Source organism: Methylobacterium sp. 2A (genome assembly GCF_009806555.1).
Taxonomy (GTDB): domain Bacteria; phylum Pseudomonadota; class Alphaproteobacteria; order Rhizobiales; family Beijerinckiaceae; genus Methylobacterium.
Genome location: NZ_VUOK01000060.1, coordinates 1 through 19,332, shown reverse-complemented (window position 1 = coordinate 19,332; position 19,332 = coordinate 1). Strand labels below are relative to the sequence as shown.

Below are 19,332 nucleotides of genomic sequence, written 5' to 3'. Positions count from 1 at the left end.
GCCGGGTTCAGGCCGACTCCGCCTCGTAGAGGGTGACGACGCCGCCTGCCTCCGGGACGATCACGCGCCAGCGTCTTGCATGCGGCAGGTCCCCGGGATCGATCGCACTCGCGACGCCGCTGACGACATCGAAGGTCGCGAGCCGCCCGTCCCCGTCGCGTCCGCACAGATAGGCGCTGCCGTCCCCGAGATGGAGCGCACCCGGAACGGCGGCAGCCGGGCCGAAGGCGATGTCGCCGATCGCGCCGCTGGGCGCCAGGACCGCGCCGCGCAATTCGAGAACGTCAAGGTCGGTTGCGAGACCGGGCAGGAGGCGCAGATCGCCCGCGTCGCTGCGCCGGTTGAGCAGCAGCGCCCCGCGCCGCCCCTCTTGGGTGACGACGAGGGCCAGATCCGGCCCGTCCGGGCCTGCCGCCAGATAGCAGGCGCCGGGCTTGAGCCGATCCAGGCTGATCGTTCGTCCCGGGATCCGAATCTCCACACTCATGCTCCTGATCCCGCGCGGCGCTCACCCCGGCCCCTCCGGAAGAACGCGCGGCGCTCGGCTTCGGCCCGCACGACGGTGGCGCGCACCTGCAGCAGATCCTTGCGGGTCAGCAACCCGACCAAGCGCCCGCTCTGCGGATCCGTGACCGGCAGGCGGCCCTGCCCGGCCGAGAGCATCACGTCGAGGGCGTGCGAGACCACGTCGCCCGGATGGACCGTGGCGAGGTCAGCGTCCGAAACGCGCTCGCCGAGCGTATCCGCCGCCGGATCGCCGTCCGGTTCCTCCAGGGTCCAGCGGAGGGCGTCGCCGCGCGAGACCAGCCCGACCGGCCGCCCCACCGCGTCGACGACCGGGTAGGCATGATGGGCGCCGGCCTCGATGGCGGCGAGTGCCTCCGGCACAGGCAGATCGGCATCCAGCGCTTCCACCGCCCGGGTCATTACCGCCTCGACCCGGGTGAGGTCGTAGGGATCGATCCCGTATTCCCGGGTGATGTGCTGGCCGCGCCGGGCGATTTTTTCCGTGAGGATCGAGCGCTTCAGGAGCAGCACCGTCACCGCGTAGGCCGTCATGGTGGCGGCCAGCAGCGGCGCGAGCGCCGCGACATCGCCCGTCACCTCGACCGCGAAGACCACACCCGTGAGCGGCGCCGGCAGGGTACCGCCGAGCAGCGCCGCCATGCCGATCAACGCCCAGAACCCATGCGCGCCCGGCAGGAGGAGCCCGATCAGCCAGCCCACCGCGCCGCCCAGGATCAGCAGCGGCGCGAGCACGCCGCCCGAGGTGCCCGACGACAGGGCGGCGAGCCAGATCACCGCCTTCACCACCAGGATCGTCACGACGGCACTTGCCGGCATGTGGCCGGACAGGAGATCATGAATCACGTCGTAGCCGACACCGAGCGCCCGCGGCTCCACGAGACCGCCCAGGCCCACCACGACGGCGCCGAGGGCGGGCCACCACATCCAGTGAACGGGAAGGCGGCCGAACCCGTCCTCCAGGGCATAGAGCGCCCGGGTCAGGGCGCCGGAGATCAGGCCGCAGGCGAGGCCCAGGGCCGCGCAGGCCGGCAGGCCCCACCAGGGCAGCGCCGGGTTGTCGGCGAAGGGAAACAGCGGCCCCGCCCCGAACAGGGCCGGCCGCCAGCAGGCCGCCGTCACCGCCCCGACCGTCACCGGCACGAGACTGCGCGGGCGCCACTCGAACAGCAGCACCTCGACGGCGAGCAGAACCGCCGCCACGGGGGTCCCGAAGATCGCCGTCATGCCGGCCGCAGCACCGGCCACCAGCAGAGTCTTCCGCTCGGTGGCGCTCAAGTGAAAGAACTGCGCGAACAGCGAGCCGACCGCGCCGCCCGTGACGATGATCGGCCCCTCCGCACCGAACGGGCCGCCGGTGCCGATCGCGATCGCCGAGGAGAGCGGCTTGAGCAAAGCCACCTTGGGCGACATCCGGCTGCCGCCGATCAGGATCGCCTCCATGGCCTCCGGAATGCCGTGGCCGCGGATTTTTTCCGAGCCGTAGCGCGCCATGGCGCCGACGATCAGGGCGCCGATCACCGGGATCGCCACCATCCAGGGTCCCGGGGCGGCGCCGGCGAGGGAGGTCAGGGCCGTGTCGAAGCGGCCGTACCACGCGAGATTCGTCACGAGGCCGATCAGCGTCAGCAGGATCCAGGCGGTGCCGCTCGCCGCGGTGCCGGTGACGACGGCCATCCCGGCCAGGATCACCACGCGCCGATCCGCGCTGAAATCACCCAGCGCCCGGCGTCGCGGACCCTCGCCGCCGCGCCCGAACTCGCTCCCGCCGTCCATCCAGGTCTCCCCCATCGATCGCGAGCCATTTATATCGTATTCCGATACATTCAAGCGCGGGGCGACGACTTGGTGCCGGGCCGGTCGGCATGGGATGCGCATGAGAGGCCGATCACCCGGGGGGAATGCGATGGACGCATCGGACGGCGAGCGCTTATCGACGGAGCAATACGCGGCGCTGGCGAATTTCCGCTTTCAACTGCGGCGCTTCCTGGCTTTCAGCGAGGCGGCGGCGGCCCGGGTCGGATTACCGCCGCAGCAGCATCAGGCGCTGCTGACCCTGGCCGGCCATGTCGGGCGTACCCCCGCGACCGTCGGGCTTCTGGCAGAGCACTTGCTCATCGCGCCCCACAGCGCCGCCGAGTTGGTCGCCCGCATGGTCGAGGGCGGCTTGCTCACGAAGACCAGGGCCGTGGAGGATCGACGCCGGAGCGAACTGGCGCTGACGCCCCGCGCCGAGGCGCTGCTGCGAACCCTGACCGCCGCCCATCTGGAAGAGTTGCGCGGGCTGGCACCCGCTCTGGCCGAAGCGCTGGCACCGCGTTGACGCCGAGTACCGCCGCAGCGAAGATCCCCTTGGGGGACGTCATGATGCCGGATCGCGATGCCAGCAGCCTCAAGCTGCGGCGCTTCTACGCCGAACTCGTCGCCGGTCACGCAGGGCCCGACATCACGGCCGCTTTCGCATCCGTCCCGAGGGAGCCGTTCGCCGGCCCCGGACCCTGGTCGATCCCCGGCGCGCAGATCGGGCAATCCCGGCACGGCGGCCCGCGCTACGTGCGGACACCCGATGATGATCCCGCCTTCCTCTATCAGGACGTGCTGATCGCCCTCGACGCCGAACGGGCCATCCATATCGGCCAGCCGAGCCTCCACGCCCTCTGCCTCGGCGCGCTGGCGCCGCGCCGCGGCGAGACGGTGATCCAGGTCGGCGCCGGCAGCGGCTACTACACGGCGCTGCTGGCGCATCTGGTCGGGCCGGAGGGGCGCGTCCACGCCTTCGAGATCGATCCCGGCCTCGCCGCCAAGGCGACGGCCAATCTCGCGCCGTGGCCCTGGGTGCAGGTACATGCCCGGTCGGGCACCGCGGCAGGGCTTCCACCGGCCGATGCGATCTACGTCAATGCCGGCGCGGCGCGCCCGGCCCGCGCCTGGCTCGATGCCTTGAAGCCGGAGGGTCGGCTGCTCTTCCCGCTCCAGGCGCCGGACAGCCGGGGCGGCATGCTGCTGGTGCGCCGTTCGGGAAGCGCGGCGGCTTGGCCGGCGCGTTTCGTGTCCGCCGCCACCTTCATCACCCTTCAGGACATGCCGGAGGAGGAGACGGCAGCGTTGCGCGAGGCCTTCGTCAGCGGCCGGCCGTTTGCCGTGCGTGCGATCCGCTTCGACCGGCCCGTCGATGCGCGCTGCTGGTACGACGGCGGCGACTGGTGGCTTTCGACGCGGGAGCCGTGACGCGCCGCCTCAGCGCGTCGATCGGATCACGGCAGGGGTGGACAGGCCTGAAAGGCTGCCAGTGCTTCCGCCCGCGATGACAGGGCCGACAGGTTCGGATGCGCATCATCCGTGACCAACTCACTCAGGGCGGTGCGGGTGAAGCGCCAGACGACGCAGGCCGTGATGTCCGGCTGAAGCGGCTGCGGCCCGAACAGCCACGGCTGTTGCGCGCTGGCTGCTGCCTCCAGCGCGGCGTAGGCGGCCGCGATCTGGCCCTCGATCCGTTCGATCGTCGGCGCATGCCGCTTCGCCTCTGGACGCAGTCTATACTCGTAGACATGCTGCACGGTCTTCTCCGCCGCGGCGAGCGCGAGGCCGAGGATGCGACTGGCGCGGGCATGCTCGTCCGGGGCCACCGGCATCAACCGCGCCCGGTCGGGATACAGCCAAGCGAGATGCTCGAGAATGACGCCGGATTCCATCAGGACGAGTCCCGCATCGGTCACGAGTGTCGGCGCCTTGATCACCGGATTGACGGCCTGAAACGCCTCGGCGTCCCGGAAGACGGAGAGCGGCCGGTGCTCGAACGGGATGCCGACCATGCGCATCGTGATCGCCACACGTCGAACGAAGGGCGAGTCGAGTAAACCGATGAGGCGCATGGTGAGACCTCCGAGGAATGCGCGCGGCGCTGGCCGCCGCATCCGGAAGCCTCACATCCACGGACCCGCGTTGCCAGTGGCAGAAATGGCCACTACCGTCGCGATTATGCCAAATGCGCCACGGCACGGGCTCGCGATCCTCGCCTATGACGGCCTCTGTACCTTCGAGTACGGATGCGCCGTGGAGGTGTTCGCCCTGCCGCGGCCGGAATTCGGCGTGCGCTGGTATCGCAGCGTCATCGCCGCCGCCGAGCCCGGGCCCCTCAGGGGCGTCGGCGGCGTCACCGTGCAGGCGGATGGCGGCCTCGAACTGCTCGAAAGCGTCGAGACCATCGTGATCCCGGGGTGGCGCGGCCCGGACGGATCCGTCCCCGAACCGCTCCTGCATGCCCTACGACGGGCGCACGCGCGCGGTGCGCGGATCGTGTCGATCTGCGCCGGGGCATTCGTGCTCGGGGCCGCGGGGCTTCTGGCGGGCCGCAGGGCGACCACGCATTGGCATCATACCGGGCGACTCGCGGCGATCCCGGAGGTGCAGGTCGAGGTCGATGTGCTCTACGTCGATGAGGGATCCATCCTGACGTCGGCCGGGAGCGCGGCCGGCCTCGATCTGTGCCTTCACGTGGTCCGGAAGGATTTCGGCGCCCAGACCGCCAACCTTGTGGCGCGCCGCCTCGTGATCCATGCGCATCGCGACGGCGGACAGGCTCAGTTCGTGCAGAGGCCAGTGCCCAGGAGGGCGGGAGCGAAACTCGGACTCTTGTTCGACCGGGTGCGTGGCAGCCTCGGTGAGGTCTGGACGGTCGAGCGCATGGCCGCCGAGGCGGGCCTCAGCCTACGCAGCCTGCATCGGCATGTCCGTGCCGCCACCGGCACGGCGCCTGGCACGTGGCTCATCGCCGAGCGCCTGGCCGAGGCGCGGACGATGCTCGAAGAAACGAACCGCCCGGTGGAGGAGATCGCAGAGCGCGTCGGGTTCGGCTCCGCGCCCGCCTTGCGCAGCCATTTCCGTGCGATCCTCGGCGTGACGCCGACCGACTATCGGAAACGCTTCAGCACGCAGCCGCTTCCGCCCCGGCGAGGCGCTGCCGCGTAACGCCGAAGCGGCAGACCGTCTCAGCGCGCCCGCGCCACGCAGAAATCGATGGCCCCGTTGAGCGCCGCCTTCACCGGGCCGTCCGGGAACACGTCGAGCGCCGCCCGGGCCTCGGCGCCGTAATGGTGGGCGCGGGCCACGGTCTCCTCCAGGGCGCCGTGGCGCTGGAGCAGGTCGAGGGCCGTTTCCAGGTCGCCGTCACGGATCTCGCCCTGCTGGAGGGTGCGCCGCCAGAAGCCGCGCTCGCCCTCGCTGCCCCGGCGATAGGCCAGCACGATCGGCAGGGTGATCTTGCCCTCGCGAAAATCGTCGCCGACGTTCTTGCCGAGCTCGGCCGAGGTGCCGCCGTAATCGAGCACGTCGTCGATCAGCTGGAAGGCGATGCCGAGGCTCATGCCGTAGGCGCGCGCCGCCGCCTGCTCGGCCTCGGGGCGTCCGGCCAGCACCGGCCCGACCTCGCAGGCCGCCGCGAACAATTCGGCGGTCTTGCCGCGGATCACCGCGAGGTAGGCGGCCTCGTCGGTTTCCAGGTTCTTGGCGTTGGTGAGCTGCATCACCTCGCCCTCGGCGATCACCGTGGCGGCGGCCGAGAGGATGTCGAGCGCCCTCAACGAGCCGACCTCCACCATCATCCGGAAGGCCTGCCCGAGCAGAAAATCGCCCACCAGCACCGAGGCCTCGTTGCCCCACTTGATCCGGGCCGCGACCCGGCCGCGGCGCATGTCGCTCTCGTCGACCACATCGTCGTGCAGGAGCGTCGCGGTGTGCATGAACTCGACGCTGGCGGCGAGCTTCACGTCCCCGTCGGTGTCGCCCGCGTAGCCGCAGAGCTTGGCGCAGGCGAGCGTCAGGATCGGGCGCAGGCGCTTGCCGCCGGAGGCGATCAGGTGGTTGGCCACCTCGGGGATCATCGTCACCTCGGAGCCCGTGCGCGACAGGATCGTGGTGTTGACCCGCGCCATGCCGTCCGCCACCAGCGCGACGAGGTCGTTCAGCCCCGCCTCGACCTCAGGCTTCGGGTTCTCGATGGAGAGGGCCATACCCAAGATGCGTGACCTCCAGACCGGTTCCGCCCCGGGCGGCGGGCGATCCCTTCGCACGGGCTCCGCGGCGCCGCAACATCGGCTCCCGTACGATATGGGTCGCCCGGAGCGCAGAGCCGACGCGGCGAAACCGCCGCCCCTCGGAGATCTCTGATGGTCGAACTGATCCGCGCCAACGATGTCGTGCTGATCGGGTTCGCCCGCACCCTCCTGGAAGCGGCCGAGATTCCGGTCCTCGTGGCCGACAGCCACATGAGTCTCATGGAGGGCTCGATCGGCGTGTTCGGGCAGCGGCTGCTGGTGCCGCGCGACCACGAGGCTCAGGCGCGGCGTCTCCTGGGCGATGCCGGCCTCGCCCACGAGCTGCGCCAGCCGTGACGGAGGGGCCCGACGCTTTCCTGGGCGGTCTCCTGCGATTGCACCAGCCGCCGCGCGGCGCACACCGGGCCGGGACCGACGCGGTGCTGCTCGCCCGCTGGCTGACGCCGGCGCCGGAAAGCCGCCTCTGCGATGTCGGCGCCGGGACCGGCGCGGTGGGACTCGCCTGCGCCGCGCTGGTGCCGGGGCTTCGGCTGACCCTGGTCGAACGCGACCCGGCCCTCGCCGAGCGGGCACGGGCGAATGCCGCGCTCAACGGCGTCGAGGCGGAGATCATCGCGGCCGATGTGCTGGCCCCCGCGGCAGAACGCCGCGCCGCCGGCCTGCTACCGGATCGGTTCGACATGGTTCTGACCAACCCGCCCTTTTTCGAGGCCGGGACGCACCGCGTCTCGCCGCGCGCGAACCGAGCCGCAGCTCACACCTTCGCCGTTGGAAGCCTGGATGCCTGGATCCGCACCTGCACGGCGATCCTCCGACCGGGCGGCCAGATCGGGCTGATCCACCGGGCCGACGCGCTTCCTGCCTGCCTCGATGCGCTCAAGGGCCGCTTCGGTGGGCTGGCGATCCGCCCCGTCCATGCCCGCGCCGAGGCCCCGGCGATCCGCGTTCTGATCGCCGCCACCAGGGGAAGCCGCGCGGGCCTGAGCCTGCTGCCGCCCCTCGTGCTCCACGGCCCCGACGGCGCCTTCACCCCGGAGGCCGAAGCGCTCCACCGGGGCTCAAGTCAGGGTTTCGAAAGGTCGGGACCTTTCGCGGGTCCAGGGCGGAGCCCTGGTAACATCTCAGGGCTCTGCCCTGAGGACCCGCCAAAGGGTTGAGCCCAGCCCTTTTAAGGTGTTTGCGGAAGCAACGAGACAGGGGCCAAGCGCACTCTCCTCCCCCTTGTGGGGAGGAGTTGGAGGTGGGGGTGGTGCAGACGGCACCGCTGCGCCTCATCCTGCACCACCCCCACCCCTGGCCCCTCCCCACAAGGGGGAGGGGAAAAGGCGTTGCTCTTTCAGGATGTTAGAGCCACGACTTGCGATTTTCGCAGCTGACCCAAACACCTTAAAAGGGCTGGGGCTGAGCCCTTCGGAAACCCGGATTCGACCGGCTCTCAGGCTGCCAGGGCGGCCGGCGCCTCGTCGCGGATACCGAGGAACCGCTCGACCTCCGGCAGATCCGGGAAGGCCAGGAATTCCGGCCGCAGCGGCGCGGGCAGGCCCTCGAAATTGAGCCCGGGGAACGTGTCGGGATGCGGGTAGAGCTGCCACGCCCCGCCCTCCTCCAACGGAGGGAATAGGATCGCGACCTTCTCTTCGCCGAGGCGCACGATCCGCGACGGAGAGTACGACAGGGTCTCGATGCTCCAGTCCCGGCGGGCCTTCACGGTGCGGCGCGTGGCGCGATGCATGGCTGTCTCCTGCGATTGGGAATCCGGGGTCAGGCGGCGCTCTTGCGACCGGGGCGCTTGGGCCAGCCGAGCGCCACGAGGCGGGCCTTGGCGTAGTCGCGGACCTCGTCGCGGGTGCCGGGCGGCATCGTGGCGAGGACCGCCTGGGTGGTGCCGTCGAGCATCAGGTCGGTGACCGCATTGATGGTCGCGGCCTCGTCGATGCGGCGCTTGAGGTCGCCCTCGGCCTCGGTGACGTCATCGAAGGCGGGCGCCTCCTCAAAGTCCTCGTCGACGGCCCGGACGGGGATCTGGTGGGCGCGGAACTCGTCGGCCTCCTCCTCCGAGTAGACCAGCCCGTGCAGCTCGATCAGCTTGAGGATGACGCGATCCTTCCCGCGCTTCTCGGCCATGGCGTAGACGTAGGCCGCCTGCTTGCCGGACACGCGGTAGTTCACGTTGACCAGCGCCTCGCCCAGCGACCACTCGACCCGCTCGGTCCCGGGCTTCGCACCGGGCAGGCGGCCGGTCACGAGGATCACCGCCTCGTCGCGCTCGGCCCGGATGATGGTCGGCGGCTCGAACACGATGCCGGCCTGCGCGGCGATCCGCTCCAGCGTCTTGTGGTAGATGACGGCCGTCCCCTGGACGCGCCAGACGTTGCCCCCGAAGGGCTCGCCATAGCGGACGAGGATGTCGGCGATCTGCTTGTCGGCGGTTCGCATGGCAGTTCGATCCGGCGGAAGGGGCTGCGTCATCCACAGCTTTCTGAAACAACGCTCTTCTGTTCTCTTTTTGTTCGTACCTATATGCGTAACTCACCCGCCTTACGCAAGGGCGGGCGCGCGGCGCATTCGCGTTTTTGGCTTCCCACCGGCCGAGCGCCGTCTCGTCGACGCACGCGCGGTCCCGTGATCCGGCGCGTTGAAGCCCCGCATTGTTGCTGCACCGCACCGTAAGGTAGACCGGCTATCACGAAGTCCGAGACAGCAGCCGCGATGACGCCTTCCCTCTGGACCCGCCTGTCGAATCCCAGCCACTTCATGCGGTGGTCGGGCGCAATCGTGCCGTGGCTCGCCACCCTGTCGCTCGCGGTCCTGGCCGTCGGGCTCTACCAGACCTTCTTCGTGGTGCCGCCCGATTATCAGCAGGGCGAGACCGTGCGGATCATGTACATCCATGTCCCGGCGGCATGGCTCGGCGTATTCTTCTACGGCGCCATGAGCGTCTCGGCGATCGGCACCCTGGTCTGGCGCCATCCGCTCGCCGACGTGGCCCAGCGCGCGGCGGCACCGGTCGGCGCGGCCTTCACGCTGATCTGCCTCGTGACCGGCTCGCTCTGGGGCAAGCCGATGTGGGGGACCTACTGGGTCTGGGACGCGCGGCTGACCTCGATGCTGGTCCTGTTCCTGATCTATTGCGGCATCATCGCGCTCTGGCGCACCCTGGAGGATCCGAACCGCGCCGCCCGTGCGGTGGCGATCCTGACGCTGGTCGGCGCCGTGAACCTGCCGATCATCAAGTTCTCGGTGAACTGGTGGTCGACCCTGCACCAGCCGGCCTCGATCCTGCGCATGGGCGGCTCGACCATCGATCCCTCGATGCTCTACCCGCTGCTCGTCATGATCGCCGCCGCGACGCTCGGCGGAACGACCCTCCACCTCTACACGATGCGCACCGAGATCATGCGCCGCCGGGTCCGGACCCTGACGATCCGCGAGGCCGAGCGCCTGGATCGCACCCAGCCCCGCATCACGCCGCAGCCGTCGGGCGGGCTGCCGGTGGGCCAACCGGTTTAGGATCGGCACGATGGATCTCGGGTCTCACGGCGGCTTCATCCTGGCAGCCTACGCCTTCACGGCGCTGGTGATGGCCGCGCTGGTCGGCAACGCGCTCCGCGACCGGCGGGCGCAGCTGCGGGCGCTCAAGGGTTTCGGCGAGGAGCGGCGATGAGCGCTCCGCTTGACGATGCGGCCGAGCGGCCGCCTCCGGTCCGCCGCTCCCTGCTGCTGATCCTGCCGGTTCTGGCCTTCGCGGCGCTGGCCACCGTGATGTTCCTCCGCCTGCGCTCCGGGGTCGATCCGGCCGCCTTGCCCTCGGCGATGATCGGCAAGCCGGTGCCGCGCTTCGACCTGCCGGCCGTCCCAGGGCTCAGCGCCGCAGGTGCTCCGGTGCCGGGTCTGTCGAGCGCCGATCTGAAGGGTGAGATCACGGTGCTCAACGTCTTCGCCTCATGGTGCGCGCCCTGCCAGGTCGAGCACCCGATGCTGATGCGGCTGGCCAAGGAGCCCGGCATCCGGCTCGTCGGCATCGACTACAAGGAGCCGAACCCCGAGGCCGGGCAGCGCTTCCTCGCCCGGCACGGCGTGCCGTTCAGCGCCGTGGGGGCCGACGCGAGCGGGCGCGCGGCGATCGATTTCGGCGTCTACGGCGTGCCCGAGACCTTCATCATCGGGCCGGACGGGGTGATCCGCGACAAGCTCGTCGGCATCCTCACGCCTGAGAATTTCGCGAGCGTGCTGGCGCGGATCCGATCCGCCGGCAAGGTCGCGGCAGCGCAGTGATCACGCCTCCGGCTGCGGCGCCTTGTTCTCGTAGCGGGTCAGCAGCGGGGTCTGGGCCAGGGCGAACAGCACGGTGATCGGCATGATGCCGAACACCTTGAAGTTGACCCAGAAATCCTCGGTCTGCGTCCGCCACACGACCTCGTTGAGCGCCGCCAGGACGAAGAAGAACAGGCCCCAGCGGAAGGTCAGCTTGCGCCAGCCCTCCTCGGTGAGGCTGAACATCGAGTCGAGCACCACCGACAGGAGCGGCCGCCCGAAGGCGAGGCCGCCGAGCAGGATGGTGCCGAACAGGGCATTCACGATGGTCGGCTTGACCATGATGAAGGTCTTGTCCTGCAGCGCCAGGGTCAGGCCGCCGAACACCACCACCACGACGCCGGATACGAGCGGCATGATCGGCAGGCGCCGCATCAGGACATAGTGGATCGCCAGCGCCACCACGGTCGCCGCGATGAACAGGCCGGTGGCCACGAACAGCTTCTGATCGGGGGCGACGCCGAATTTTTCGGAATAGGCATTGCCGAGGAAGAACAGCACCAGCGGCCCGAGTTCCAGCGCCAGCTTCATCAGCGGCGGCAGGTGGCGGCGCGGGGGGACGGATTCGATCTGCATGCGCGTCAGTTGGCTCGGATGCGGCGCCCACGGTACCATCGGGGGCCGGACTGGATTCGTCGGGGTGTGTGTAACGCGAGGCGCGCGATGTCCATCACGATCGAGAATGCCGAGGTCGAGGCGCTGCTGGCCGACCTCACGGAGACGACACGGCGGACAGCGCCGGATCTGTTGCTCGACCTGCTGCGTCGGGAGCAGGCGCGGATGTCTGGCGAGGCGGAGCGCCGTATCGCCGAAGGCTTGGCCGCCGACGAGGCGATGCGTCGTCGCTGGCATGCGAGTCCCGTTGTGGACCCGCGCCCGATCGAGCAGATCCTCGCCTACGACGAGAACGGACTTCCGGTGTGATCGTCGTCGATTCCTCGGCGTTCATCGCGATCCTGCGCGACGAACCGGAGGCGGAACGCTTCTCACGTGCGGTCGCTCTCGCGGAAGCCCCGGCGATGGCGGCGGCTACCTATCTCGAATGCGCCATCGTGGCCGCCCGGGTGCCGGATGGACGGGCGGTCCTCGACGCTTGGATTGCTGCGCGGCGGATCTCCGTCGTCCCGGTCGACCACACCCTCGCGCAGATCGCGGCCGACGCCTTCGCCCGCTACGGCAAGGGCCGGCACCCGGCCGGCCTCAACTTCGGCGACTGTTTCGCGTACGCGCTCGCCCGGTCGCTGAACGCGCCGCTCCTGTTCAAGGGCGACGATTTTTCGCGCACCGACGTGCTGCGCGCCGCCTAATCCTTCTCCAGCCCGGCGATCGCCCTCGCAAAATCCCGGGCCGCGAAGGGCTCCAGATCCTCCACGCCCTCGCCGACGCCGATGAAGTGGACCGGCAGGCCGAACTTCGCCGCCAGCGCCACCAGGATGCCGCCCCGGGCGGTGCCGTCGAGCTTCGTCATCACGAGCCCTGAGACCGGCGCCGCCTGCGAGAACAGCTCCACTTGGCTGATCGCGTTCTGGCCGACCGTCGCGTCGAGGACGAGGAGCGTCGCGTGCGGCGCCTCCGGGTCCTGCTTGCGCAGGACGCGCACGATCTTCTCCAGCTCGGCCATCAGGCCGGCCTTGTTCTGAAGCCGGCCCGCCGTATCGATCAGCAGCACGTCGGTGCCGGCGGCCGCGGCCTGCTTCAGCGCGTCGAAGGCGAGCCCCGCCGCGTCCGCCCCCTGCGCACCGCTCACCACCGGCGTGCCGGTGCGCGCGCCCCAGACCTTGAGCTGGTCGATCGCCGCGGCCCGGAACGTATCGCCGGCCGCCAGCATCACGGTGCGACCCTCCGCCCGCAGCTTCGAGGCGAGCTTGCCGAGCGTCGTGGTCTTGCCGGCGCCGTTCACTCCGACGGTGAGGATCACGAAGGGTTTTTTGGCTGCATCGACGGCGAGCGGGATCGCGACCGATTCCAGCGCCCGCTCGACCTCGGTGGCCAGGATCGCCCGTACCTCGTCGGGCGAGATCCCCTTCTCGTAGCGGCCCTTGCCGACGGCTTCCGAGACCCGCATCGCGGTCTCCAGCCCGAAATCGGCCTGGATCAGGGCGTCCTCCAGATCCTCCAGGGTGGTGGCGTCGAGCTTGCGCTTGGTGAACAGCCCCGTCACGCGCTCGGACAAAGCCGAGGAGGTCCGCTTCATCCCGGAGGTGAGGCGGCTCCACCAGCCCTTGGCCTCGGGCTCGCGATCCGGTCCGGCGCCGGCATCATGGGCCAAAGCCGCGGCGGCATCGACCGGCTGGATGTCGGGCTGCGGCTCGGTCACCGGCTCGCGGTTCGCGTCTCCGGTATCCACCGGATCGGCGCCGTGGGCGGGATCGTCGCCGGCCGTGCCGGCGGGCGGACGCTCGGGCTCGCCCTCATTCGGCAGCAGGTCCGCGCCCTCGACCACCTCGGCCACGGGCGCGCCGGTCTCCTCCGGCGGCAGCGGGATCGTCTCGACATCCTCCGCGCCGGTCGCGAAGTCGGGCTGGCCCTCCGAAGGCGAGGCCGCCTCGGCGGGCAGTTCCGCCTCCGGCTTGTCCTCCGGCTTTTCCTCGGGCTTGTCCTCGGCCGCACCCTGGCCCTTGCGCCCGAACAGGCGTCCGAACCAGCCGGGCTTCTCCTCGCTCGCCATGCCGTCGCGTCCTCACCCACCTTGCCGACCCGGCGCCAACGATCTAGCCGGTCCGGATGTCCAACGCCTTCGACATAGGCGCGCGCCTCCTCTACCGCGATGCCCTGCTGCTCGTCATCGACAAGCCGCCGGGTCTCCCGGTCCATCCGGGCCCGCGCGGCGGCGAGACCCTGACCGACCATCTCGACGCCCTGCGCTTCGGACTGCCGCGCCGGCCCGAGGCCGCGCACCGGCTCGACCGCGACACGTCGGGCTGCCTTGCGCTGGGCCGCCACGCCAAGGCGCTGGCGCGGCTCGGCAAGCTGTTCGCCGGGAGCGCCGTCGACAAGACCTACTGGGCGATCGTCGAGGGCGGCCCCGCCGAGGAAGCCGGCTGCATCGACCTGCCGCTGGCTCGCCGTTCGGACGATCCGCGCTCCTGGTGGATGAAGGCCGATCCCGCCGGGGACCCGGCGCTGACGCACTGGCGGGTGCTCGGCCGGGCGGGCGGGCGGACGTGGCTCGAACTGAAGCCGGTTACCGGCCGCACCCATCAGCTCCGCGTGCACTGCGCGGCCTCCGGCTGGCCGATCCTGGGCGACGCGGTCTATGGCGGCGCGCCCCGCGGGAGCGCCCTGCACCTGCATGCGCAGTCGCTGTCGATCCCGCTCTATCCGAAGCGCGAGGCCATCACGGTGACGGCGCCGCCGCCGGCCCATATCGCCGAAGCTTTGGCGCAGATGGGGTAGGAGGAGGCGTGACGCGATGCGGATCGGTGAGCTGACACGGCGGACCGGTGTGAGCATCCGCTTGCTGCGATACTACGAGGAACAGGATTTGCTGCATCCCGAGCGGTCGTCGAGCGGCTACCGGGAGTATGTCGAAGCCGACGTCACGCGCGTGAGACGCATTCAGGCCCTGCTCGCGGCGGGTATGGGCACGCGCAGGATCGCCCGCCTTCTGCCATGCCTGGTGCAGCACGAAGACGGGCTGCGCCTGTCATGCGCTGACCTCTACGGCGTGCTGGTCGCCGAGCGAAACAGCCTCCTCGACCGGATCGCGAGCCTGAACGCGTCGGTTACGGCCCTCACGGCGATCATCGAAGCGAGCCCCGCCGGGCCACCGCCTGCACACGGTCGTTGAGATTCCGCTTGACCCTCACATTGATGTGAGACCGTAGCATCGGCAGCATGAGCAAGCGAATCGTCTATCATCAATACGGAAATCCAGACGTCCTACATCTGGACGACGAGATCGTCGCAAGCCCAGGACGCGATCAAGTCTTGGTGCGCAATGAACTGATTGGCGTCAATCCTATCGACTGGAAGCTTGTCGCTGGTTTCTTCCAGCGGACAGACCCCGCGCCATTTCCCGGCACGCCGGGCTGGGCCAGCACCGGAATCATCGAGGCTGTTGGGGCTGGCGTCACTGCATTTAGCGTCGGGCAGGCGGTGATCGTCGACAGCCGCGCCCGGCTCGCGGTGACATCCGGCAGCCGGGCCGGCACGTTCCGGCAGTACTTGGTCGTGGATACGCGCCAGATCGTCCCGCGACCGCCTGAGGTCGGCGTCGAGCAGGCAGCCGGCCTGCCATCGTCAGCGGTCGCCGGCTATTCCATGATCCATCATCTCGGCGTGACCGAGGACGATACCGTGCTGGTTCACGGGGCCGCGGGCGGCGTGGGCTCGGCCGCCGTCCAGGTGGCGGTGGCGCGCGGTGCGCGCGTCGTGGGAACCGCCTCTCCGGACAATCACGACTATCTCAGATCCCTCGGCGCGCATCCGATTGATTACCGCGCAGACATCGTGAATGCGGTTCGTGCCTTCGGCCCCATCACAGCGAGCGCCGACGCAGTCGGCGGAGCGGCCTCAGTCTCGGCGACCGTCGCGTTGTTGCCCCTCGGCGGACGCGCGGTGACAGCGTGGGGCGACGCCCATTCCGAGGCCGCCCGAATTCCCTGGGTCGCGCATCCCAACGACGAACTCCATCAGGTCGCGACGCTCGCGGCACGCGGTCAACTGACGGTACGGATTGCCGACATCCTACCCTTGGCTGACGCGGCCGCCGCCCTCAAACGCGTCAAAGCGGGGCATAACCGGGGGAAGATTCTTCTTCGTCCCGAATAAGGCAGTCCGGCGTCGGGTGTCCTGCTGACGGTGCCCTCTCAACGCCCAGGTAAGCTGCGAAACTCCTTCGGAGCTACGCGCCGATCAGCCGCGCACCGTCGTGAGCTGCGATGGCGACGGCGCACACCGTGCCGGGCTCCGCGTCCGTTGCCAGCCGCACCGGCGTGAAATCCTCGGCCCGTCCCATCCCGCCGCGCTCGGCGAGCACGGTCAGCCGCCGCCCGACCTGCGCGTCGAGGTGCTGCCGCAGGGCCTGCGCCCCCGCCTCCCGCAGCCGCGCCGCCCGCTCACGGATGGCCTGGGGCGCCACCGGCGGCATCCGCGCCGCCGGTGTCTCGGGGCGGGGCGAGTACGGGAAGACATGGAGATGCGTCAGGCCGCATTCCGCCACAAGGTCGAGGGAGCGGGCGAATTGCGCCTCGGTCTCGGTCGGGAAACCTGCGATCAGGTCCGCCCCGAACACGATGTCCGGGCGCAGCCGCCGCGCCGTCTCGCAGAAGCGGATCGCGTCGGCGCGGCTGTGGCGACGCTTCATCCGCTTGAGGATCAGGTCGTCGCCCGCCTGGAGAGAGAGGTGCAGGTGCGGCATCAGCCGCTCCTCCTCGGCCAGGGCTACCAGCAAGGCCTCATCCGCCTCCACGGAATCGATCGAGGACAGGCGCAGGCGCGCAAGGCCCGGCACCGCCCGGAGGATTTTACGCACCAGGATGCCAAGGGAGATGGGCGCGTCCGGCAGGTCGCGGCCATAGGCCGTGAGATCGACGCCGGTCAGCACGACCTCGCGGCCGCCATGCGCCACGATCGTCTCGACCTGCGCGATCACGTCGGCGACCGGCACCGAGCGCGACGGGCCACGGCCGAACGGGATGACGCAGAAGGTGCAGCGGTGATCGCAGCCATTCTGAACCGGTACGAAGGCCCGCGTATGCCCGGCCACGGCCGCGACCCGCGTCGCATCGGCCACGCGCGACGTCATCACGGCGCCCGGCCCTGTCGCGGCCGCCGACCAGCCCTCCGGTCGCAGCTTCTCGCCATTGCCGACGAGGCGCGCCACCTCGGGCATGGCGGCGTAGGTCTCGGTCTCGACCTCGGCGCCGCAGCCGGTGACGACGATCTCCGCATCGGGCCGCTCGCGGGCGATCCGGCGGATCGCCTTGCGCGCCTGCCGCCCGGCCTCGGCGGTGACTGCGCAGGTGTTCACCACGATCCGGTCGCGCTCATCCGCGCCGGCATGGACCCGCAGGGCCTCCGACTCCACGATGTTGAGCCGGCAACCGAAAGTGAGGGTCTCGACGGGCATCAGGCGAGGCCGGAAAACAGCTCCGGCGCGAGCGTGCCCTCGGCGACGAGCGCGACCGGGCCGGTCATCAGGACGTGATCGTCCGCGCGCCATTCCACGAACAGCTCGCCGCCGGGCAGCGCGACCTGCGCCTGCCGGCCGATCATCCGGAGCCGGGACGCCGCCACCACGGTGGCGCAGGCAGCGGTGCCGCAGGCGAGCGTCAGCCCGGCGCCGCGCTCCCACACGCGCAGCTTGATCGTCTCGCGGCCCGTCACCTGGGCGATCGAGATGTTGGCCCGCTCAGGAAAAAGCGGGTGGTTCTCCAGCATCGGCCCGATCCGGCCGAGGTCGAACGTGTCCGGATCGGCCTCGACGAAGAACACCGCATGCGGGTTGCCCATGTTCACGACGCCCGGCGAGTGCAGCACGGGATCGTCGATCGGGCCGACCTGCAATTCGATCCGCCGCGTATCGGGGAACGGCTCCGACAGGGGGATCTCGTCCCAGGCGAGCCTCGGCCGGCCCATATCGACCGTGAAGGCACGCTCCGAGACCCGGCGCACGCCGAGGAGGCCGGCCTTGGTCTCCAGCGTCAGGCGGCTGCCCTCGGCCGGGCGGGCCATGGCCGGGTCGTCGAACATCGCGTAGGCGACGCAGCGGGTGCCGTTGCCGCAGGCGCCGGATTCCGAGCCGTCGGTGTTGTAGATCCGCAGGAACGCGTCCGTCCCGGGGCTCACGGGATCGTGCAGCACCATCAATTGATCGAAGGCGGAGCCCGGATCCTGCGCGATCGCCCGCGCCTCTTCGGGCTGAACCCGCGCGCCGGAGCCGCGCAGATCCAGCACCACGATGGCGTTGCCGGCGCCGTGCATCTTCAGGAAGCGTCTGTGGGCCAGTGCGCTCATGCGGTCCCGCGGCTGGAAGGGGTCGGCCGGCTATATGGCAAAACCGCCGGGCCGGCGCGAGGGGGCCGCCGTCGTGGCAGATGCGCCGCATCCGCGGCTCTCCTGTGCGGCCTCCATGCACGGCGCACTCGCAGGCGATCCCGATCACCGCTACCCTATGTGGTGGGAGCCCCGGCCGGACGATCCGCCGGGACCCGACCGGAGCGCCCATCGTGATCCGCCTTCGTCCGCTCGCCGTCCTGTCCGTCGGTCTCATGCTCGTTGCTGGCCCGCTCGCCGCGCAGCAGCCGGCACCGCCCGCCTCGACGGCGCCGTCACCGGCCCAGACGAACCCACTACCGACCACCACGGCCCCGAACCCGGCGCCCGATCCGGGCAAGAGCGCGGCGCCCGCGCCCGAACAGGCGGTGGCGCCCCCGCCGACCGGGCAGACAGCGGTCGGGACCCCCGCACGCCCGACCCTGATCGACAAGCCCGGCGAGCCGGGCGACGTCGACGAGGTGACCCTGCCCGCCAAGCCCGCCGCGATCGTGACCGGCAAGACCAAGTGGGAGGAGGCCGTGCCGAACCTCAAGCAGGCCTTCGCGCGGATCGAGGCGGATCTCGCCAAGCTCGGCGTCGCGCCGGCGGGCCGGCCGCTCGCGGTCTTCACCCGCACCGACGATGACGGCTTCGAGTTCGAGGCGATGATCCCGGTCAAAGCCGCACCGAGCCCGGCACCGGCGGAGACGGACGGCCTGCGCTTCGGCACGACGCCCTCCGGCAAGGCGCTGCGCTTCGCCCACAAGGGCTCCTACGAGTCGATCGACGGCACCTACGAGACGCTGACCGCCTATCTCGATGCCAAGGACATCGTGGTGCAGGACCGGTTCGTCGAGGAATACGCCACCGACCTGAAGGACAGCACGGACGATAATCTGGATGTGAATATCTATGCGCTGGTGAAGTAGCGGGTTGTTATCGAGGCTGCATCGCGGCCTTCCTGTTCTCTCTATGGAGGTGCCACCTGTAGGTGGGCGAGAGAGGGGGCGGCGGTGCAGAACAGGGCGCTGGACTTGATGTAAGCAGCGCCCCTTTCGGTAGCACGGCTCCCCTTCCCCGACTTCTGCTGACGCCGGGGCTACCCCGCCCGCTTCACGGCCCATTCCTACTGAACTAGAGCCGTTCCCGGGAGCGTTGCGACGCGTTGGCGGCTTCACCGTTGAGGGGTGAAGGAGCCCGGGATGCCTTCACCGTTGTCTGTCGATCGGCGCGAGCGCGTCGCAGCGGCTGTGGCTGTGGCTGTGGCTGTGGACGCTTCCGCCCATCGAGCGGCGGCCCGGTTCTTGTAAGCGTGTCGAGGCCCAGGCCGCGCGGATCCCCTCGATCTAGGGTGTGAACCGAACCAAGCTATTGCAAGGTTTGTGGTTTTGTGATTCCAGGCGGCCGTTTTGCGGCCTGGAGGTGGCGATGGCAGACCTGTTCTGGCTCTCGGATGAGC

At 70.2% G+C, this 19,332-nt stretch carries 24 protein-coding genes; 14 read left to right on the top strand and 10 right to left on the bottom strand.

All coding sequences use genetic code 11. The annotated features are described in order from the left end of the window. Positions 1-7 precede the first annotated feature (7 nt). On the bottom strand, positions 8-487 hold the full coding sequence (locus tag FVE89_RS26490; protein WP_161393141.1) for a hypothetical protein: 480 nt from the start codon (positions 485-487) through the stop codon (positions 8-10). Continuing rightward, positions 484-2,301: a chloride channel protein gene (locus tag FVE89_RS26485; protein WP_161393140.1), complete on the bottom strand. Its 1,818-nt coding sequence runs from the start codon at positions 2,299-2,301 to the stop codon at positions 484-486. Before FVE89_RS26485 ends, FVE89_RS26490 begins: the two co-directional genes overlap by 4 nt. 130 nt (positions 2,302-2,431) lie before the next feature. On the opposite strand from FVE89_RS26485, the gene FVE89_RS26480 reads away from it, so the two are divergent. Both FVE89_RS26480 and FVE89_RS26475 read left to right on the top strand, forming a co-directional pair. Next, a complete protein-coding gene (locus tag FVE89_RS26480) occupies positions 2,432-2,848 on the top strand; it encodes a helix-turn-helix domain-containing protein (RefSeq protein ID WP_161393139.1) in 417 nt (138 codons plus the stop codon). 44 nt (positions 2,849-2,892) lie between these two features. Further along, positions 2,893-3,753, top strand: coding sequence for a methyltransferase (locus FVE89_RS26475; RefSeq protein ID WP_161393374.1), 861 nt, complete (start codon positions 2,893-2,895; stop codon positions 3,751-3,753). Between the two features lie 26 nt (positions 3,754-3,779). Here the strand turns inward: FVE89_RS26475 and FVE89_RS26470 are convergent, their stop codons facing one another. Continuing rightward, positions 3,780-4,397 carry a glutathione S-transferase family protein gene (locus FVE89_RS26470; RefSeq protein WP_161393138.1) on the bottom strand — a complete coding sequence of 206 codons (618 nt, stop codon included), beginning with the start codon at positions 4,395-4,397 and terminating at the stop codon, positions 3,780-3,782. A gap of 106 nt (positions 4,398-4,503) precedes the next feature. Here FVE89_RS26470 and ftrA point away from each other — a divergent pair, with 106 nt between their 5' ends. Beyond that, positions 4,504-5,493 (top strand): transcriptional regulator FtrA, encoded by a 990-nt coding sequence (gene ftrA, locus FVE89_RS26465; protein WP_161393137.1) that lies wholly within the window; start codon positions 4,504-4,506, stop codon positions 5,491-5,493. A 20-nt stretch (positions 5,494-5,513) separates the two neighbouring features. Here ftrA and FVE89_RS26460 read toward each other — a convergent pair whose 3' ends face one another. After that, the gene (locus FVE89_RS26460) at positions 5,514-6,533 is read right to left on the bottom strand and encodes a polyprenyl synthetase family protein (RefSeq protein WP_161393373.1); all 1,020 of its coding nucleotides are present in this window, start codon (positions 6,531-6,533) and stop codon (positions 5,514-5,516) included. Between the two features lie 156 nt (positions 6,534-6,689). On the opposite strand from FVE89_RS26460, the gene FVE89_RS26455 reads away from it, so the two are divergent. Beyond that, positions 6,690-6,914 carry a DUF2007 domain-containing protein gene (locus FVE89_RS26455; protein ID WP_161393136.1) on the top strand — a complete coding sequence of 75 codons (225 nt, stop codon included), beginning with the start codon at positions 6,690-6,692 and terminating at the stop codon, positions 6,912-6,914. Further along, a complete protein-coding gene (locus FVE89_RS26450) occupies positions 6,911-7,735 on the top strand; it encodes a methyltransferase (protein WP_161393135.1) in 825 nt (274 codons plus the stop codon). Before FVE89_RS26455 ends, FVE89_RS26450 begins: the two co-directional genes overlap by 4 nt. Before the next feature lie 278 nt (positions 7,736-8,013). Here FVE89_RS26450 and FVE89_RS26445 read toward each other — a convergent pair whose 3' ends face one another. Together FVE89_RS26445 and FVE89_RS26440 are read right to left on the bottom strand one after the other, a co-directional pair. After that, a complete protein-coding gene (locus tag FVE89_RS26445; RefSeq protein ID WP_161393134.1) occupies positions 8,014-8,310 on the bottom strand; it encodes a hypothetical protein in 297 nt (98 codons plus the stop codon). A 29-nt stretch (positions 8,311-8,339) separates the two neighbouring features. Continuing rightward, a complete protein-coding gene (locus FVE89_RS26440; protein WP_161393133.1) occupies positions 8,340-9,014 on the bottom strand; it encodes a trna delta -isopentenylpyrophosphate transferase in 675 nt (224 codons plus the stop codon). A 273-nt stretch (positions 9,015-9,287) separates the two neighbouring features. Between FVE89_RS26440 and FVE89_RS26435 the strand changes: the two genes are divergently transcribed. The 3 genes from FVE89_RS26435 to FVE89_RS26425 are packed head-to-tail and all read left to right on the top strand — an operon-like array spanning position 9,288 to position 10,853. Next, positions 9,288-10,088, top strand: coding sequence for a heme ABC transporter permease (locus FVE89_RS26435; RefSeq protein ID WP_161393132.1), 801 nt, complete (start codon positions 9,288-9,290; stop codon positions 10,086-10,088). Between the two features lie 10 nt (positions 10,089-10,098). Continuing rightward, positions 10,099-10,242: a heme exporter protein CcmD gene (ccmD, locus tag FVE89_RS26430; RefSeq protein ID WP_161393131.1), complete on the top strand. Its 144-nt coding sequence runs from the start codon at positions 10,099-10,101 to the stop codon at positions 10,240-10,242. Then, on the top strand, positions 10,239-10,853 hold the full coding sequence (locus tag FVE89_RS26425; RefSeq protein ID WP_161393130.1) for a DsbE family thiol:disulfide interchange protein: 615 nt from the start codon (positions 10,239-10,241) through the stop codon (positions 10,851-10,853). The genes ccmD and FVE89_RS26425 overlap by 4 nt, the downstream gene beginning before the upstream one ends. On the opposite strand, the gene FVE89_RS26420 is transcribed toward FVE89_RS26425, so the two are convergent. Then, positions 10,854-11,468 carry a septation protein A gene (locus FVE89_RS26420; RefSeq protein WP_161393129.1) on the bottom strand — a complete coding sequence of 205 codons (615 nt, stop codon included), beginning with the start codon at positions 11,466-11,468 and terminating at the stop codon, positions 10,854-10,856. Between the two features lie 87 nt (positions 11,469-11,555). On the opposite strand from FVE89_RS26420, the gene FVE89_RS26415 reads away from it, so the two are divergent. Then, entirely contained in the window at positions 11,556-11,816 is a 261-nt protein-coding gene (locus FVE89_RS26415; protein WP_161393128.1) for a type II toxin-antitoxin system VapB family antitoxin, read from the top strand. Then, complete coding sequence (locus tag FVE89_RS26410; RefSeq protein ID WP_342389817.1) at positions 11,813-12,199, top strand: type II toxin-antitoxin system VapC family toxin; 387 nt, start codon at positions 11,813-11,815, stop codon at positions 12,197-12,199. The genes FVE89_RS26415 and FVE89_RS26410 overlap by 4 nt, the downstream gene beginning before the upstream one ends. Here FVE89_RS26410 and ftsY read toward each other — a convergent pair. Then, positions 12,196-13,560, bottom strand: coding sequence for a signal recognition particle-docking protein FtsY (gene ftsY, locus FVE89_RS26405; protein WP_161393127.1), 1,365 nt, complete (start codon positions 13,558-13,560; stop codon positions 12,196-12,198). The two genes, FVE89_RS26410 and ftsY, sit on opposite strands and share 4 nt — an antisense overlap. Positions 13,561-13,616: 56 nt before the next feature. Here ftsY and FVE89_RS26400 point away from each other — a divergent pair, with 56 nt between their 5' ends. The 3 genes from FVE89_RS26400 to FVE89_RS26390 are packed head-to-tail and all read left to right on the top strand — an operon-like array spanning position 13,617 to position 15,665. Next, complete coding sequence (locus FVE89_RS26400; RefSeq protein ID WP_161393126.1) at positions 13,617-14,288, top strand: RNA pseudouridine synthase; 672 nt, start codon at positions 13,617-13,619, stop codon at positions 14,286-14,288. 16 nt (positions 14,289-14,304) lie between these two features. Continuing rightward, positions 14,305-14,682, top strand: coding sequence for a MerR family transcriptional regulator (locus tag FVE89_RS26395; protein ID WP_161393125.1), 378 nt, complete (start codon positions 14,305-14,307; stop codon positions 14,680-14,682). A gap of 47 nt (positions 14,683-14,729) precedes the next feature. Further along, a complete protein-coding gene (locus FVE89_RS26390; RefSeq protein WP_161393124.1) occupies positions 14,730-15,665 on the top strand; it encodes an NADP-dependent oxidoreductase in 936 nt (311 codons plus the stop codon). 73 nt (positions 15,666-15,738) lie between these two features. Here FVE89_RS26390 and mtaB read toward each other — a convergent pair whose 3' ends face one another. Then, the gene (mtaB, locus tag FVE89_RS26385) at positions 15,739-16,965 is read right to left on the bottom strand and encodes a tRNA (N(6)-L-threonylcarbamoyladenosine(37)-C(2))-methylthiotransferase MtaB (protein ID WP_161393123.1); all 1,227 of its coding nucleotides are present in this window, start codon (positions 16,963-16,965) and stop codon (positions 15,739-15,741) included. Continuing rightward, on the bottom strand, positions 16,965-17,852 hold the full coding sequence (gene dapF / locus FVE89_RS26380; protein ID WP_161393122.1) for a diaminopimelate epimerase: 888 nt from the start codon (positions 17,850-17,852) through the stop codon (positions 16,965-16,967). Before dapF ends, mtaB begins: the two co-directional genes overlap by 1 nt. A gap of 212 nt (positions 17,853-18,064) precedes the next feature. Here dapF and FVE89_RS26375 point away from each other — a divergent pair, with 212 nt between their 5' ends. Beyond that, positions 18,065-18,802: a GyrI-like domain-containing protein gene (locus FVE89_RS26375; RefSeq protein WP_161393121.1), complete on the top strand. Its 738-nt coding sequence runs from the start codon at positions 18,065-18,067 to the stop codon at positions 18,800-18,802. The last annotated feature ends 530 nt before the right edge of the window (positions 18,803-19,332 follow it).